The following is a 15481-nucleotide window of genomic DNA, read 5'->3' as shown; positions in this document are numbered from 1 at the left end:
GCAGGATCCCAGAGTCTTTCGCCCCATTCGGGGCGTCCCTTCTCCCCCGGTAGCGAACGGCCTGCCGACTTGTCCGGGCTGGTCTATATATTGAATCCATGACCTCCACCTCCCTGCAGGATTCCACCGGCACTGCCACCCCGGCGCCCCCGGTTGCCAAGAAGATCCCCACCGAACGCACCCACCACGGGGAGACGTTCGTGGACAACTACGAGTGGCTGCGGGACAAGGAATCGCCGGAGGTCGTGGAGCACCTGCGGGCCGAAAACGCGTACCAGGAAGCCGTCACCGCGCACCAGGAGCCGCTCCGCGAGGCCATCTTCCAGGAGATCAAGGGCCGCACCCAGGAAACAGACCTCTCCGTTCCACACCGCAAGGACGGCTGGTGGTACTTCAGCCGCTCCGCGGAGGGCAAGGAATACGGCATCCACTGCCGGGTCAAGGCGCAGGACACCGGAGACAAGGTGGCGGACTGGACTCCGCCCGCCGTGGAACCCGGCCTGCAGATCCCCGGCGAGGAAATCCTGCTGGACGGCAACGTGGAAGCCGAAGGCAAGCCGTTCTTCTCCATAGGCGGCACCGCCGTCACGGTTGACGGCACCCTCTATGCCTACGCAGTGGACAACTCCGGAGACGAACGCTTCACCCTCCGGATCAAGGATCTCCGCACCGGTGAACTGCTGCCGGATGCCATCGAAAACATCTTCTACGGCGTGGCGTTCTCCCCGGACGGCACCCGTATCTTCTACACAGTGGTGGACGAGTCCTGGCGCCCGTACCAGGTGAAGGCGCACGTCCTGGGCACACCCGTGGCCGACGACGTTGTGGTGTACCAGGAGGACGACCCCGCCATGTGGCTGGGCTTCGAGCTCTCCGCGGACCGGCGCTACCTGGTGCTGGGCATTGGATGCTCGGAGTACAGCGAAACCCGGCTGCTCCGTTTCGACGACCCCACCGGAACCGTCAGCACGGTGATCTCGCGGGATGAACGCATCCTGTATGAGGCCGAGCCCTTCCTGCTCGACGGCCCCGACGGGAAAACCGAGAAAATCCTGCTCACGCACAACCACGGCGCCATCAACTCCATGGTCTCCCTGGCTGACGCGGAAGAACTCCACAAGCCGCTGGCAGAACAGACCTGGCAGACTGTCGTGGAACATTCCGGCGACGTCCGCGTCAACGGCGCCGGTGTCACCGCCACGCACCTGGTCGTGTCCATCCGCAAGGACACCATCGAGCGCGTCCAGGTGATGGGGCTGGCCGGGCTGGGCACGCCTGCGCAGCAGGCGCCGGTGGAGCCGGCGTTCGACGAGGCGCTGTACACGGCGGGGGTGGGCGGTTCGGACTACGAGGCACCCGTGATCCGGCTGGGCTACACGTCCTACTTCACGCCGTCCCGGATTTACGACTTCGTCCTGCCCACCCCGGAGCAGCCCACCGGCGAACTGCTGCTCCGCAAGGAGAGCCCCGTGCTGGGTGGCTATGACGGAAGCGATTACGTGGCCACCCGGGAATGGGCCACCGCAGGTGACGGCACGCGCATCCCGCTGTCGGTCCTGCGTCACAAGGCCGTCAAACAGGATTCGACGGCGGCCGGCCTGGTGTACGGGTACGGCTCCTACGAGATGAGCATGGACCCCGGCTTCGGAGTAGCACGGCTGTCCCTGCTGGACCGCGGTGTGGTGTTCGTGATCGCCCACATCCGCGGCGGCGGCGAGCTGGGCCGGCACTGGTACGAGGACGGCAAGAAGCTCACCAAGAAGAACACCTTCACCGACTTCGTGGACGCCACCGACTGGCTGGCGGACTCGGGCTGGGTGGATCCCTCCCGCATCGCCGCCCTGGGCGGTTCGGCCGGCGGACTCCTGATGGGTGCCGTGGCCAACATGGCACCGGAGAAGTACGCGGCCATCGTGGCGCAGGTGCCGTTCGTGGACCCGCTCACCAGCATCCTGGATCCGGACCTGCCGTTGTCCGCGCTGGAGTGGGAGGAGTGGGGCAATCCCATCACGGACCCGCTGGCCTACGCCTACATGAAGTCCTACTCCCCCTACGAAAACGTGCGGGCGGTGGCCTACCCCAAGATCGCCGCGGTGACGTCCTTCAACGACACCCGGGTCCTGTACGTGGAGCCGGCCAAGTGGGTGCAGGAACTGCGGAACAAGACCACGGGGTCCGAACCTATCGTGATGAAGATCGAGATGGACGGTGGCCACGGCGGCGCGTCCGGACGGTACGTCCAGTGGCGCGAGAGGGCCTGGGACTACGCCTTCATCGCCGATTCCCTGGGCGCAACAGAACTGCTGCCCGGAGCCGGCCTGAAGCAGGACTGAAACGTACGACGGCGGGCGCGTCCCGCCGTCGTACGCTTTCCTTCGCCAGCCCTGCGGCAGGCACTGCTTCAGGGCTGGTTCCCTTCGCGACGGGACCACCGCCCACCTGCTCAGAGGCGGTGACAGAGAAATTCCCTGTCAATGCGCCCATAAGCTAACCATGCTTACTATTGGGGGGCACTTGTTTTCCGCAGGGATCCCAGAGGAGCAGGCATGTCATTGAGCAAGGGAACGCACGTGGAGTGGAACACTTCGCAGGGCAAGACGCACGGCAAAATCGTCGAAAAAAAGACCAGCGACTTTGAACTCGACGGCAACACGCACCGCGCCAGTGAGGACGAACCTCAGTATGTGGTGGAGTCGGACAAGACGGGTGCCCGGGCGGCGCACAAGGCATCCGCGCTGACCGAGAAGAAGTAGCGCCGTGGCTGCCCAGCACGAGGTAGTCATCATCGGCGGCGGAAACGCCGGCATCTCCCTGGCGGCCCGGCTGCAGCGGTACGGGGTTAAAGACGTGGCTGTGATCGAGCCCAAGGACCATCACCTCTACCAGCCGCTGTTTTCGCATATCGCAGGAGGCCGCGCCCAGGCACAGGAAGCCATCCGCTCGCAGGAATCCGTGACGCCCCAGGGCGTGACGTGGATCCATGACGCCGCCGCAGGCATTGACGCCGCCGCCAACACGGTCACCCTGGCGTCCGGTTCCACCGTGGCCTACGGGCAGCTGGTGGTGTGCCCCGGGCTGCAATACGACTGGGACGCGGTACCGGGCCTGGCCGAGGCCGTGCACTCGCCCTCCGGCGCCTCGCACTACGAGTTCGAACTGGCGTCCAAGGCCTGGACGCTGCTCCGCAGCATGACGTCCGGCACCGCCGTTTTCACCATGCCGGCGGGCCCCATCAAGTGCGGCGGCGCTGCCCAGAAACCCATGTACCTGGCCTGCGACTACTGGCGGGAACAGGGCCTCCTGGACCGGATCCGCGTGGTGATGGTCCAGCCTTGCCCCACCGTTTTCGGGGTCCCGGAGGTGGACCGCGAACTGGACCGCAAGATTGCGGAGTACGGCATCGAACTGCGGACCAACAGCGAATTGGTTGGCGTGGATGCTGCAGGCCAAACAGCCACCATCCGGGATCTTGCCGCCGATACCGTGGAGAACCTGCACTACGACGTCCTCAACGCCGTCCCGCCGCAGTCGGCCCCGGACTGGCTCAAGGCCACGGACCTGCCGGCCGCCGGTGACACGGGCGGCTTCGTGGAGGTGGACCGGCAGACCCTTCGGCACCTCCGCTACCCCAACGTGTGGTCCCTGGGCGATGCCGCAGGCACCACCAACTCCAAATCCGGCGGGGCGCTGCGCAAGCAGACCAAAGTGGTGGCCAAGAACCTGGTGGCAGCCCGGAAAGGCAAGCGGCTGCCGGCGAAGTACAACGGCTACTCGGTGTGCCCGTTCACGGTGTCACGGGACACGGTGGTGTTCGCCGAGTTCGATGACCGTTACCGCCCCATGCCCACCATTCCGCGGGTGCCCACCTGGAACGAAAGCAAGTTGTCATGGGTTGTGGACCGGGACCTGTTCCCGAAGATCTACTGGAACCTGATCCTCAAGGGCAGGGCCTAAAGCTCACCGCCGGAACCGATGCGCCATTCATCGGCCAGGATGGCATAGATGAGCTCGGTGGCCCACTGGCCCTTGTAATGCCACTTGTCGATGTGCCGCGCCTCCAGCCGCATGCCCAGCCGGCCGCACACTGACGCCGACGCCACATTGAGTTCATCCAGCCGGGCTTCAATCCGGTGCATGCCCAGTTCCCCGAAGCCCAGATGGAGCATGGCCCGGGCGGCCTCCGTGCCGTAACCCTTGCCGCGTGCTCCGGGCGCCAGTGTCCACCCGACTTCGCCCTGGCCGAGTCCCGGCAGCCATTTGAGCACCACCTCCCCCTGCAGCCCGGGCTCATTCGCTGCCTCGATGGCGAGGGCCACCCAGTCGCCCTCCTTCTCGAAGGCAAAGTTGGCGTACCGGCCCACCCGCTCCATCGACTGGGTGTAGCTCTTGGCCGGGCCGGGCAGGAACCGGGCGGTCTCCGGCAACGAGTGGTAGGCGTGGAAGGCTTCAAGGTCACCGCCGTCAAAACGGCGGAGTACCAGCCGTTCGGTGCGGATCGGCAGGGAAATGTCAGGCATGGGGCTTATCGGCCGGCGGAGACGACGGCGGCTGTTGCCTCTGCGATGGCGCGTTCCTCATCCGTGGGGACCACCAGGACGGGAATCGCGGACGAGGGCGTGGAAATGACGCGCGGTTCCTTGGACCGCTGGGAGTTCAGGCCGCCGTCGAGCTCGATGCCCAGGGCGCCCAGCCGGTCCGCCACCTGCGCCCGGAACTGGGAGGAGTTCTCGCCGATCCCCGCGGTGAACACCAGAGCCTTGGCCCCACCGACTGCCACATGGTAGCCGCCGATGTATTTGGCCAGCCGGTAGGATGCCACCGCGAGCGCCATCGTGGCTTTTTCGTTCCCGGACTCGGAGGCTTCCACTACCGAGCGCATGTCGTTGTTGCCGGCCAGGCCCTTCAGCCCCGATTCCCGGTTGAGCATGGTGTCGATGTCCTCGGGCGTCCAGCCGGCGCGGCCAAGGAACACCAGGATGGAAGGGTCAAGGTCGCCGGAGCGGGTGCCCATGACCAGGCCCTCCAGCGGGGTGAAGCCCATGGAGGTGTCCACCGACTTCCCGCCGCTGATGGCGGTCACGGAGGCACCGTTGCCCAGGTGCGCGATGACGCCGTCGAACTCCTCAGCGGGAAGGTCCAGCAGGGCGGCCGACCGGCGCGCCACGTACTCATGGGAGGTCCCATGGAAACCGTAGCGGCGGATGCCGTGGTTGGTGTACAGCTCGTCCGGGACGGCGTAGCGCCACGCGTGCTCGGGCAGGGTGCGATGGAAGGCGGTGTCGAACACGGCCACCTGCGGCATTTTGGGCCACTTTTTGGTGATGGCACGGATGCCCAGCACGTTGGCGGGGTTGTGCAGCGGCGCCAGCGGGTTGAGGCGTTCGATGGCGCGGGTGATCTCGTTGTCCACCAGGACGGGTTCGGCGAACCGCTCGCCGCCGTGGACCACCCGGTGCCCCACCGCACCGAGCTCAAGGCCGCCCAGTTCCCGGTGGATGGCCGCGTCCACCTGCTCCAGCGCCTCCGCGTGGTCCCGCGGGCCCTCGATCTCGCCGTCCCCGCCGCCGCCGTTGCCCATGCCGATCTTCTCGATCAGCCCCTCGGTGAGGACCGTTCCGGCTGCCACGTCACGGACCTGGTACTTCAGGGAGGACGAACCGGAGTTGATGACGAGCACGAGCATGCGGGGCCTCCTCAGCCTGGCGTCTGCAGTTCAACCCCCACTATAGGTTGAGCCGCTATCGGTCGGTGAGCAGCAGCGTGTTGCCGTCCGGGTCCTGCGCCGTGAAGAAGAGGCATACCTCCGGAGACCCCTCGATGGCACCGACCGGAACACCGCTTTCCGCCAGCACGGCATGCGTTCCAGTCAGGTCGTCCACCATGAAATTGCAGGTTGCCCACGCCAGCCCGGGGGCGGCCTTGATGCCGCTGTCCGGGCCCATCAGCGTGACGGACGCGGTTCCCGCAGCGGTGAGGACTGCTGAGAAGGTGTTCGCCTCCGCGACGCTGAGTCCAAGAAACCGGCGGTACCAGTCGGCCGCGGCGTGTGGGTTGCGGACAGGGATGAAGGCAGTGGTGATGGCTGTACCGGGCATGCCAGCGATGTTAGCCGAGGGGAACGTCGGGTCGGGCCCTTCCTTGCGGATCAGGCCCCGCTGTGCCTATGGTCGGCGGACAAGGCTGGACCACGCCGAGAGGACAATTCCATGACGAACGAGCCCAATTCGATCGACGAGAACGACCCCACCAACACGGGATCCAGCAGCACCGCCCCGCTTAACGCCGGAACGGGATCCGGCGGCAAGGGTGATCCCACGGGAGTGGAGGGCGCCAATCCGGCCCTGGACGACACCGGCAACCTCAAGGCCGCAGAGACCGGGGAAGCGCCGGAGGCGCCCGAGAACCGGGAGGACCTGGACCTCACCCCGCAGGGCCTCTCCGACGAGCCTGCCAAGGAAGAGGATCAGGAGAGCCTGGCCAAGCCGGACAACAGCTAAGCACCGCAGGCACCAAAGCACCCCATGAACAACGTACGACGCCGGCACTCACCAAAGTGCCGGCGTCGTACGTTGTTGCACCACAGCTAGGCCCGCGCCTCCTGCTGCTGCGCGGCCAGGTATGCGAACAGCCGGCGCAGGCCGAATGACCACTCCGGCAGTTCCTCACAGGGCCCCACCCGGTTGATCAGGGCACCCAGGTGCCGGCTGCGGATGGTCACCCGGTCACCGTGTTTGTGGGTGAAGCCCTGTCCGGGCACGTCGCGGTCCTGTGTGGGCGCAAACAGGGTCCCCGTGAACAGTGCGAATCCGTCCGGGTACTGATGGTGCTTCCCGTGCGTCGCCGCCACGAGCTCCTCGAAGGGCCTGCTGATCCGGGACACGCTGTTCCGGCCCTCCAGCAGGTAGCCGTCCGGGCCTTCGACGCGCAGCAGGATCTCCTCGCCGCGAAGCGTATCCAGGGTGAATTGGCCGTCGAACAGCCGGATCAGCGGTCCCAGCGCGCTGGAGGCGTTGTTGTCCTTGGCCTTGCCCAGCAGCAGCGCGCTCCTGCCCTCAACATCACGCAGGTTCACGTCGTTGCCGAGCGTCGCACCCACCACTGTGCCGCCGGAGGTGGCGATCAGGACCAGCTCCGGCTCCGGGTTGTTCCAGGACGAGAAGGCCGGGATGCCGATGCCCGCGCCCAGGCCTACCGAGGAGAGGACCGGGGCCTTCGTGAAGACTTCCGGGTCCGGACCGATCCCCACTTCCAGGTACTGCGACCACAGGCCTTCGGAGATCAGGACGCGTTTGGCTTCGGCGGCTTCCGGCGATCCCGGCCGCAGGGCGGAAATGCTTCCACCCAGGGCGCGGCCCACCAGTTCCCGCACCCCGGCCGCGCGTCCGGCGTCGCCGGCGCAGCGCTCCTCGATGACGCGCTCGATCATGCTGTCCACGAACGTGACGCCGCAGGCCTTGATGACCTGGAGGTCCACGGGGGCCAGCAACCGGGTCCGGGTGCTGCCACCCTCCAGGGACGCCTTGACGACGCCGGCCGTGTCCCAACGCGGTTCCGCCAGGCCGGGATCTGCCAGGGCTGAGCGGACGGCGGCAGCGGGATCGGGCAGCTCCAGGAGATCCGCGACCGTTCCGGCCAGGCGGTGCAGGTCAAAGACGCTGCCCCCGCTGACGGCCACAACGCGTGGTCCCCCGCTCTCCACATCCCAGACCCGCCCGATCAGCAGGGCCTGGTCCGCGTCCTCGGGGAGTATGGCGTGGACGTCTTCCGGGCCTGTGGCGTTCATTGCTTGTCCTCCTGGGTGGCCACAACCCCGGCTGCGGCGGCGGATGGGCGCTGCCAGACGCCATCCACCCTTTGCGGAACCTGCCAGGGATTGCTGTCCTGCAGGGGTTCGGGCAGCCGGTCCGCGGGAAAGTCCTGGTATGCCACCGGCCGCAGGAACCGGCGGACCGCCGCCGTGCCCACCGACGTGGTGGCCGAGGTGGTGGCGGGGTATGGCCCGCCGTGGTGCTGGGCGTAGCTGACGGTAACTCCGGTGGGCCAGCCGTTCCACAGGACCCGGCCGCTGATGTCCGCCAGCCGGGCAGCGAGCGCGGCGACGTCGTCGTCCGCTTCCGCCTGGAGCGTGGTGGTCAACTGCCCTTCCAGCAGCCCGGCCAGGGCCGGCAACCCGGATTCGTCGTCGTACGCGACCACCATGCTGGCCGGCCCGAACATCTCCTGGCGGAGCAGTTCCGGATTCTTCCGGACCTCGTCGGCAGTGGTGAGCAGGACGGTGGGGGCCGGCTCCTCGGCAAAGTCGCCTTCCACCAGGACGTCCACGCCGTCGGTGTCCCGGAGCCGGCTGACGGCATCGCTGTACCCGTCGTGCAGGCGGGGGCTGAGCAGCCGGGCGGGCGTGAAACCTGCCAGGGCCTGCGCCAGTGCGCGGCGAACGTCATCGGCCTGCCCCGCGGGGACGAACAGCAGCCCGGGCTTGGTGCAGAACTGGCCCATGCCCAGGGTGAACGAGGCAGCATAGCCGGCGAGGATGTCCGCCCGCCGCGCGGCCCAGGCCCTGCCCGTGACGAAGACGGCGTTGATGCCGCCCAGTTCACCGAAGAACGGAATGGGCTCCGGGCGGGCAGCGATGCGGTCGAGCAGGGCGCGGCCGCCCGCGGTGGAGCCGGTGAAACCGATGGCTTTCACCTGGGGGTGGTCCACCAGCGCCTCGCCTGCCTGCCGCCCGGTCACCATGGAGAACAGGCCCGACGGCGCACCTGCACCTTCCAGCGCATCGATCACGGTCCGCGCGGTCCGGGCCGCAAGCCCGGCGTGGGCGTCGTGGGCTTTGTGGACGACGGCGCAGCCGGCCGCCAGGGCCGACGCGCTGTCCCCGCCCATCACGCTGAACGCAAAGGGGAAGTTGGAGGCGCCGAAGACGCCCACGACGCCGAGCGGGACGTTGTAGCGCCGAAGGTCCGGGCGCGGGCCCATGGGCCAGTTGGGGTCGGCGTGGTCGATGGTGGCGTCGAAGTGCTCCCCGAGGCGGATTTCCGCCGCGAAGAGCCGCAGCTGGAACACGGTGCGCTTCAGTTCCCCTTCCAGCCTGGCCGTCCCGAGGTGTGTCTCGGCCACGGCGGTCTGCACAAGTCCCGCAGCGTCCTGCTCCAGGCCGGCGGCAATGGCTTCAAGCCAGCCGGCGCGCCGGTGCGGGTCCGCCAAACGGGCCTGTTCGAAGGCACGGTGGGCGGCGCCGACGGCGGCGTCGAGCTCCCCTGCGGTGGTGGGTCCGGCGAGGACGGCCGTTGCGTGGGGGGCCGCGGTCATCGGCCGGCTCCTGCCGCCGCGGCCAGGGATCCGCCGGTGACGGCGGCCCGGTTGCCCACTTCCTGCCAGCCTGCGCCGTTGGGGAATTCCCAGCGGGCGCGGGAGGCGGTGAGCATCTCGGCGCCCGTGCCGGGCAGTGCCGGGGCGGCATAGCGGCCGTCGATGATCCGGACGGGTTCGGCAAAGTGCTCGTGCAGGTGGTCCACGAATTCGATCATGCGGTTTTCCTGGCTGCGGCCCACCACGGCGTAGTCGAAGAAGGAGAAGTGCTGGACCAGTTCGCACAGGCCCACTCCCCCGGCGTGCGGGCAGACGGGGACCCCGAACTTGGCTGCCAGCAGCAGGATGGCGATGTTCTCGTTGACACCGGCCACACGGGTGGAGTCCAGCTGCAGGACGTCGATGGCGCCGGCCTGGAGGAGCTGCTTGAAGACGATCCGGCTCGCCACGGCCTCTCCGGTTGCCACCCGTACGGGGGTGACACCCTTGCGGATGTCGGCGTGGCCCAGGATGTCATCCGTGCTGGTGGGCTCTTCGATCCAGTAGGGGTTGAATTCGGCCAGCTGGTTGACCCACTCGATGGCCTCGGAGACTTCCCAGCGCTGGTTGGCGTCAATGGCGATGGGCAGGGCGCCCACCGCCTCACGGGCCAGGGCCATGCGCCTGCGGTCGTCGTTGATGTCGCCGCCCACCTTGAGCTTGATCATGGAGAAGCCTTCCGCGGCCGCCTCCTTGCTCAGCCGGACCAGTTTCTCGTCGCTGTAGCCCAGCCAGCCCGGGGAGGTGGTGTAGGCGGGGAACCCGTTGTTCCGGAGCGACTCGATGCGCTGGGCTTTGCCTTCCTGGCCGGCGCGGAGGATCTCCAGGGCTTCCTCGGGGCTGAGGGCGTCACGGATGTGGGTGAAGTCCACCACGCTGACCAGTTCCTCCGGTGTCATTTCGGCAAGGAGGAGCCACAACGGCTTGTTTTCACGGCGGGCACGGATGTCCCACAAAGCGCTGACCAGGGCGCCGCAGGCCATCTGGGTCACGCCCTTCTCGGGTCCCAGCCAGCGGAGCTGGGAGTCGTGGACCAGGAGCCTGGACGCGCCGCCCAGGTCAGAAATCAGCTCGTCGATGTCGCGGCCCACCAGCAGGCGTGCGTAGGCGTCAATCGCGGACGTGAGGATTTCATTGCCGCGGCCGCAACTGAAGATGAAGCCGTGGCCCTCATCGCCCGCGTCGGTGCGGATGACAACGTAGGCGGCGGAGTAGTCAGGGTCGACGTTGACCGCATCGGAACCGTCAAGTTCGAGGGATGTGGGGAAACGAACGTCCTGGGTCTTGATGGACGTGATGGAAGGCATGGAACTCAACTTTCGGTTTACGACTGCTGGGAGGGGAAAGATTCGATTCCTATACGAATTTCTAAAATCATATAGGACATGTGATCCAGGTCAAGACCTGCCCGGCAGGCATTCGCTTGCCCGGGCACACAAAAGCCCCGGCCCTGCAGGGCCGGGGCTGCGCCGCACTGGGCTAGCCGGTGATGATCCGCCTGCGCGGCGGGCCGCTGTCCTCCAGGGGGGCAAGTTCACCTTCGAAGGCCTGGGCAAACCTGTCGAAGGAGTTGCGGATATGGGTGGTCATGGCCGCCTCGGCCCGCTCCGGATCGCAGGCTTCGATCGCCTCACGCACGGCCGTATGCTCAGCCACCGTGATGGCGCCGTCCACATCTGCCGGGTAGAGCCGGAAGGTGTGCAGGTGGCAGTGCGTCTGGGCAAAGGCGTGCCGGACCACAGGATTTCCGGAGGCGGCCAGGATGGTGTCATGAAAGCGGGTGTCGTGCGCCACCAGATCCTGCCTCAGGTCCTTGCTGCGCTTCATGGTGCCCCGGAAGCCCGCCAGCTCCTTTTCCAGCGCGGCGGCCGGATTGGCAAGGCGGTCCACCGCCGCCGCCCGTGCCGCCCAAGGCTCCACGAGGAGCCTGAACTCGAACAGCGAGCGCAATTCCGGCAGGTCCAGGAGCGGGGTGGTGCTGTAGCCGCGGCCGGGGTTGTACACCACCAGGTTGTCGCCCTCGAGCCGCTGGAGCACCTCACGGACCGGGGTCTGCGAGACGCCAAGGCTGCGGGCCACGGCATCAATGTTGATGCGGGTGCCCGGAGCAATCCCGCCGTCCAGGATGGAGGCGCGCATGGCCGTGTAGACGTCGGGAACGGCTGCTTTGCCGCGCGGAACTTCGGATGGTTGACGTGGGGGCACGCAATTACCTCTTGAACTGGAGTGGACCGGGTTGAACCGGGGCACCCGGTTGCACGGGCGCCGGTTGGAGTGAAGCTGCTGGGGGAATCATAAGCCACCCGCCGCCGGCAGCTTCTCCGCAGGCTTTCCAAAAGCAACACTTGATCTGGATCACAAAATCTATATGATTAACCCGATTCCTATATGATTTTGGCGCAGATATCTTCCGCGTCTCCCCCTCCCGCACGTGCGCACCGCACCCGAAGCCATGTATATGTCGAAGGAGACCGCATGACTACGCTCGGAAGTAAAACAACCCTTGGCACTCCAGCCCGGCAGCCCCGCCTGATGACCCGCAAACGCTGGGTGATCATCTGGCTTGCCTTCATAGGCCTCAGCATCAACTACCTGGACCGTTCCAGCCTCAGCGTCGCACTGCCCTTCATGGGCAAGGACTTTGAACTCAGCGCCACCCAACAGGGCCTGATCTTTGCCGCCTTCTTTTGGGCCTACGACTTCTTCCAGCTCGCAGCGGGCTGGTACGTGGACAAGGTAGGCCCGCGCCGCTCGTTCTCACTGGCCGCCGTGTGGTGGTCCGTCTTCACCATGGTCACCGCCGCCGCATCCAGTTTCTGGTCCCTCTTCGCGGCGCGCTTCCTCCTCGGCGTGGGTGAAAGCCCGGCGCCCAGCACAGCCGCCAAGGTGGTGGCCACCTGGTTCCCGGTCCGCGAACGCGCCTTCGCCACCAGCATCTGGGACTCCGGCTCGCGCGTCGGGGCCGTCATCGCCCTGCCGATCGTCACCCTGATCGTCGCCTTCACCTCCTGGCACGCGGTGTTCATCATCATCGGTGTCCTTGGAATCATCTGGGCCGCCGTGTGGTGGAAGTACTACCGCGGCCCGGAGGAGCACGCCGGCGCCAACGCCGCCGAAGTCAGCTACATCCAGGACGGCGGCGCCCGCGGCGCGGCAAGCGACGACGAAAGCGCGGCCAAACTCCCCTGGCGTTCGCTCTTCAAGTACCGCACCATCCTGAGCATGATGTTCGGCTTCTTCTGCCTGAACAGCGCCATCTATTTCTTCATCACGTTCTTCCCCAGCTACCTGGTCAAGGAACGCGGCTTCGACCTCCTCAAGCTCGGCTTCTTCGGCGCCATCCCCGGCATCTGCGCCGTCCTGTTCGGCTGGCTGGGTGGCTACCTGGCCGACCGTGCCGTGCGCGCCGGGTCCCCGGTCAGCAAGGTCCGCAAAACGGCCATCGCCGGCGGCCTGGCAGGCGGCTCCGTCATCATGTTTGCCGCACTGGTCCCGGAAGCCTGGATGGCCCTTGCCCTCCTGTCCGTCGCCTACTCCAGCCTCACCGTGGCGGCAACCGGAATCTGGTCCCTGCCGGCGGACGTTGCCCCAAGTTCACGGCACGTCGGCTCCATCGGCGGCCTGCAGAACTTCGCCTCCAACCTGGCCGGCATCTTCACGCCGATCCTGATCGGCGTACTGGTGGACCAGACCGGATCCTTCGTGGCGCCGCTGGCCGTCATCGGCGCGATCTCCCTCATTGGCGCAGCCAACTACCTGTTCGTCATTGGCAAGATCGAGCCGCTGAAGGTCAAGGCAGCCGCCTAGGCCTTCCCAGCCGCCAGGCAAAAGTACGACGCCGGCACTTACCAAAGTGCCGGCGTCGTACGTTTTCTGCGTGGTGCCCTAGGAGGCCGGTGCCTCTGCAGAGACCTGCGCCTGTTCCTGCACCTGGGCTTTCGCAGCACTTTGCGCCTGGATGGCGGTGATGGCCACGGTGTTCACGATGTCCTCCACCGTGCAGCCGCGGGAGAGGTCGTTGACCGGCTTCCGCAGCCCCTGCAGGACGGGGCCCACGGCAACGGCACCCGAGCTCTGCTGCACCGCCTTGTACGTGTTGTTGCCGGTGTTCAGGTCCGGGAAGATGAACACCGTGGCCTGCCCCGCCACCGAGGAGCCGGGCATCTTGGACGCGGCAATGGAGGCATCCACGGCGGCGTCGTACTGGATGGGGCCCTCCACGGCGAGGTCCGGGCGGCGCCGGCGGACCAGCTCGGTGGCCTGCCGCACCTCGTCCACCGCCTCACCCGATCCTGAGCCTCCGGTGGAATAGGAGAGCATGGCAACCCGCGGCTCCACGCCGAACTGGGCGGCGGTCTCGGCCGAGGCCAGGGCAATGTCCGCCAGCTGCTCCACGTTGGGGTCCGGGTTCACAGCGCAGTCGCCGTAGACCAGCACGCGGTCCGGCATGAGCATCAGGAACACCGAGGACACGATCTTCACGCCCGGCCGGGTCTTCACGAACTCCAGGGCCGGCCGGATGGTGTGCGCCGTGGTGTGCGCCGCGCCGGAGACCATCCCGTCCACCACGCCCAGCTGGACCATCATGGTGCCGAAGTAGCTCACGTCCTGCATGATCTCCAGCGCCTTGGGCAGGTCCACGCCCTTGTGCGCCCGCAGTTCGGCGTACTTCCCCGCGAACGTGAGACGAAGCTCGGAGGTGGCAGGGTCAATGACGTTGATCCCGGTGAGGTCGATGCCGTTCGCGGCGGCCAGTTCCCGGACGGCGGATTCGGGGCCCAGCAGCGTCAGGTCGCAGACATCGCGGCGGTGCAGGATTTCGGCTGCGCGCAGGATCCTGACATCGGTTCCCTCCGGCAGGACAACGTGGCGGCGCTGCGACCGGGCCCGCTCGATGAGGTCGTGCAGGAACCGCAGCGGGGTCATCCGCTCGGGCCTGGGCAGGTGGAGGCGTTCCACCAGTTCGGCTTCATCCACCCGCCGGGACCAGAGCCCCAAGGCCGAGGCCACCTTGCGCCGGTGCCCGGACCAGATCTCGCTGCGGACCTCGGAGACCCGGCGGGCGGTCTGGTAGGTGTCATCTCCGGTGGCGAACACCGGGAACGGTGCCTGCGCCAGGAGCGGGTAGATGTTGGCATCCGGGGCCAGGCCGCCGGTGAGGATGAGCGCCGACGCCACCGGGAACTCGGGTGAGAAGGAGGATGCCAGGCAGGCCACCATCACGTCCGCCCGGTCCCCCGGCACGATCACCAGGGCGCCTTCATCCAGCACGTTCAGGAAGTTGCCCACATTCATGGCGGCCACCTTGATGTCCCTGACGTCGCGTTCCATGTCCGGCGTGCCGGCGATCTGCCGCACGCCCAGCGCCATGGCCACCTCCCCGGTGGTGGGCCGGGCGATCTCCTCCAGTTCCGGCAGGATGTACACGGGCCGGCCGGAGGCACCGGGCTTCAGGGCCGCCGCAATGGCGTCCAGGTCATCAGCGTTTGCCCGGTTGACCATGATGGCCAGGAGTGAGCACTTTTCCGCGGCAAGTTCCTTGCGCGCCACTTCGACGGCTGCAGCGGTCTCCGGAACGGTCCGCCCCTTGGCGCCCACAACGGCCACCACGGGCGTGGCCAGGTTGTTGGCAAGCCGGGCATTGAGGTCGAATTCGACGGCGGAGTCCTGGCCCACCAGGTCTGTGCCTTCGACGATCACCACGTCGCAGAGGCGGGCGATGTCGGCGAAGATCTCCACGCACCTGGCATCGATCTCGGCCCGGTTTCCCTCCGCGAGCAGCGTGCGGACCTCCGCGTAGGTCAGGCCGCCGCGGCACCGGTCATCGTCCAGGGCGAACCGGGACTTCATCAGCGCCACCATGGGGTCCTCGGCTGCCGAGGGGCCGTGGACCACGGGCTTGAAGAAGCCGATCCGGTCCGCGTGCCGGTGCAGGGTGTCCGCCAGGCCCAGGGCTACCAGGGACTTGCCCGAGCCGGGGGTGGTTGCGCTGACGTAGATGCCTTTGGCCATGGTCCGCCCTTTGCTGTTCTTGCTGGTGCGTGTCCTCCCATCCTTGCACTTCAGGCCCCGTGGCGCGCGCCGCCGTCGGGCATTCCACCCCGGATGCCCTCCCGGCCTACGCACGCTGCCC

13 protein-coding genes are annotated in these 15481 nt (G+C 67.3%); 5 read left to right on the top strand and 8 right to left on the bottom strand.

Annotated elements, in window-relative coordinates; genetic code table 11:
• Positions 1–98 precede the first annotated feature (98 nt).
• The 3 genes from ACV095_RS04110 (at position 99) to ACV095_RS04100 (ending at position 3954) form a co-directional block, all read left to right on the top strand.
• Positions 99–2333, top strand: a complete 2235-nt coding sequence (locus tag ACV095_RS04110; protein ID WP_478222952.1) for a S9 family peptidase — start codon at positions 99–101, stop codon at positions 2331–2333.
• A 213-nt stretch (positions 2334–2546) separates the two neighbouring features.
• Positions 2547–2753 carry a hypervirulence associated TUDOR domain-containing protein gene (locus ACV095_RS04105; protein WP_056392720.1) on the top strand — a complete coding sequence of 69 codons (207 nt, stop codon included), beginning with the start codon at positions 2547–2549 and terminating at the stop codon, positions 2751–2753.
• Between the two features lie 4 nt (positions 2754–2757).
• The gene (locus ACV095_RS04100; RefSeq protein ID WP_478222951.1) at positions 2758–3954 is read left to right on the top strand and encodes an NAD(P)/FAD-dependent oxidoreductase; all 1197 of its coding nucleotides are present in this window, start codon (positions 2758–2760) and stop codon (positions 3952–3954) included.
• On the opposite strand, the gene ACV095_RS04095 is transcribed toward ACV095_RS04100, so the two are convergent.
• The 3 genes from ACV095_RS04095 to ACV095_RS04085 are packed head-to-tail and all read right to left on the bottom strand — an operon-like array spanning position 3951 to position 6095.
• Positions 3951–4517, bottom strand: coding sequence for a GNAT family N-acetyltransferase (locus ACV095_RS04095; protein ID WP_018768843.1), 567 nt, complete (start codon positions 4515–4517; stop codon positions 3951–3953). The genes ACV095_RS04100 and ACV095_RS04095 overlap by 4 nt on opposite strands.
• Before the next feature lie 5 nt (positions 4518–4522).
• The gene (locus ACV095_RS04090) at positions 4523–5683 is read right to left on the bottom strand and encodes an acetate kinase (RefSeq protein WP_478222950.1); all 1161 of its coding nucleotides are present in this window, start codon (positions 5681–5683) and stop codon (positions 4523–4525) included.
• Positions 5684–5738: 55 nt separating this feature from the next.
• A complete protein-coding gene (locus ACV095_RS04085) occupies positions 5739–6095 on the bottom strand; it encodes a VOC family protein (protein ID WP_223992593.1) in 357 nt (118 codons plus the stop codon).
• Between the two features lie 111 nt (positions 6096–6206).
• Between ACV095_RS04085 and ACV095_RS04080 the strand changes: the two genes are divergently transcribed.
• Positions 6207–6497: a hypothetical protein gene (locus ACV095_RS04080; protein WP_018768847.1), complete on the top strand. Its 291-nt coding sequence runs from the start codon at positions 6207–6209 to the stop codon at positions 6495–6497.
• 86 nt (positions 6498–6583) lie between these two features.
• On the opposite strand, the gene ACV095_RS04075 is transcribed toward ACV095_RS04080, so the two are convergent.
• The 4 genes from ACV095_RS04075 to ACV095_RS04060 all read right to left on the bottom strand — a co-directional run bounded on the left by ACV095_RS04075 (position 6584) and on the right by ACV095_RS04060 (position 11553).
• Positions 6584–7783, bottom strand: coding sequence for a fumarylacetoacetate hydrolase family protein (locus ACV095_RS04075; protein WP_478222949.1), 1200 nt, complete (start codon positions 7781–7783; stop codon positions 6584–6586).
• A complete protein-coding gene (locus ACV095_RS04070) occupies positions 7780–9309 on the bottom strand; it encodes an aldehyde dehydrogenase (NADP(+)) (RefSeq protein ID WP_478222948.1) in 1530 nt (509 codons plus the stop codon). The genes ACV095_RS04075 and ACV095_RS04070 overlap by 4 nt, the downstream gene beginning before the upstream one ends.
• Complete coding sequence (locus ACV095_RS04065) at positions 9306–10655, bottom strand: L-fuconate dehydratase (RefSeq protein WP_478222947.1); 1350 nt, start codon at positions 10653–10655, stop codon at positions 9306–9308. The genes ACV095_RS04070 and ACV095_RS04065 overlap by 4 nt, the downstream gene beginning before the upstream one ends.
• A 172-nt stretch (positions 10656–10827) precedes the next feature.
• Positions 10828–11553, bottom strand: coding sequence for a GntR family transcriptional regulator (locus ACV095_RS04060; protein WP_043424825.1), 726 nt, complete (start codon positions 11551–11553; stop codon positions 10828–10830).
• Positions 11554–11823: 270 nt separating this feature from the next.
• Here ACV095_RS04060 and ACV095_RS04055 point away from each other — a divergent pair, with 270 nt between their 5' ends.
• A complete protein-coding gene (locus ACV095_RS04055; protein ID WP_018768852.1) occupies positions 11824–13155 on the top strand; it encodes an MFS transporter in 1332 nt (443 codons plus the stop codon).
• Positions 13156–13233: 78 nt separating this feature from the next.
• Here the strand turns inward: ACV095_RS04055 and pta are convergent, their stop codons facing one another.
• Positions 13234–15360 (bottom strand): phosphate acetyltransferase, encoded by a 2127-nt coding sequence (gene pta / locus ACV095_RS04050; RefSeq protein WP_478222946.1) that lies wholly within the window; start codon positions 15358–15360, stop codon positions 13234–13236.
• Positions 15361–15481: the final 121 nt, after the last annotated feature.

Source organism: Arthrobacter sp. JDC6 (assembly GCF_056484025.1).
This window is presented reverse-complemented; position numbering and strand designations above follow the sequence as displayed.